This window comes from Pseudoduganella sp. RAF53_2, assembly GCF_052113985.1.
In the GTDB taxonomy this organism is placed as follows: domain Bacteria; phylum Pseudomonadota; class Gammaproteobacteria; order Burkholderiales; family Burkholderiaceae_D; genus Rugamonas.
On record NZ_JBFRDW010001044.1, the window covers coordinates 1 to 1171 of the forward strand.

1 protein-coding gene is annotated in these 1171 nt (G+C 64.0%); it reads left to right on the top strand.

The window, feature by feature from the left end:
• The first annotated feature begins 132 nt into the window (after positions 1-132).
• Positions 133-960: a type II secretion system protein gene (locus AB4Z11_RS32175; RefSeq protein ID WP_442030305.1), complete on the top strand. Its 828-nt coding sequence runs from the start codon at positions 133-135 to the stop codon at positions 958-960.
• The last annotated feature ends 211 nt before the right edge of the window (positions 961-1171 follow it).

A 1171-nucleotide genomic window follows, 5' to 3' on the forward strand; every position in this document is an offset into this window, starting at 1 on the left:
GGGTGATTGTGCCGCCTGAAGATGTGACCAAGGGCGGTGTGTCCGATGTGAAGAGCGGAGCCCCCGGCAATGACCGCAGCGGCAAGCCTTATTCGGAGTGGTAGGCAAGGCGGGTTCACCTACCTGAGTGTGGTGATCCTGGTTGCCATCATCGGCCTGGTGTCGGCGGCCACGCTGCGCCTTGGCGTGGCGATCCAGCGCGTGCAGGCGGAGGAGGAGTTGCTGCGCATCGGCGCCGAGTATAGCGATGCACTGGCCAGTTACGCCGCGGCGACGCCGCCGGGCCAGCCGACCTATCCGCCATCGCTCAAGGAGCTGCTGAAGGACCCGCGTTTCCCGCAAGTGCGCCGCCATCTGCGCCGCATCTATATCGATCCCATGACGGGCAAAGCGGAGTGGGGACTGATTCGCGCCGGGATCAACAAGCCGGGTACGCCGGGCGCCCCCGGTACGCCAGGAGCGCCGGGCGCAGCGCCGGGTATGCAAGCAGGCGCTTTTGGCACGCAGAACGGCACGCCTGGCGCGGGGGCGTCGCCACTTGGTGCTCCGCCGGCCAGCAGCGCGCTGAATGCGTCGGAGGGCGGCATCATCGGCATCTACAGCCTCTCCACCGCGCAGCCGATCAAGATCGGCAATTTCCCGCAGCGCTTCGTGTCCTTCGAGGGCAAGGCCAGCGTGTCGGACTGGAAGTTCACGGTCGAAACGGCGCAACTGCCGGCAACGGCTGCCGGCAAACCGGGGCCTGTCGTGCCGCCGCCTCCGCAGCAGCCTGGCACGCCACCGCTGGTGCCGGCCTCGCCGATGACCTCGCAGCCGCCCAAGCCTGAGCAGCAGGAGCCTGCCGCGCAGCCGGAAACGCCGCCGCAAGAGCCGCAGCAGCAGGAACCGCCGCCCGAAAAGGCCGAGCCAACCCCGCCACCGTCGGAGCCCGAAGAGGGCAAATCCGAGTCCGGACGCTAAAGTGTCTGAAATTGTTAACTCGGCAATCGTGCGCGAGTTTAAAAAAATAAAAAAATGATATTGTTAACTCATCCTTAAAAGAAGAGTACCGACCAGCGACGACAACTCTCTCATAAAGGAATGGCATCATGAAACTGAAACTCGCAATCGCGGGCATGCTGGCCGCTGCTTCGTTTGGTGCATTTGCTGCTGACCAGAGTGTGGCAATCAC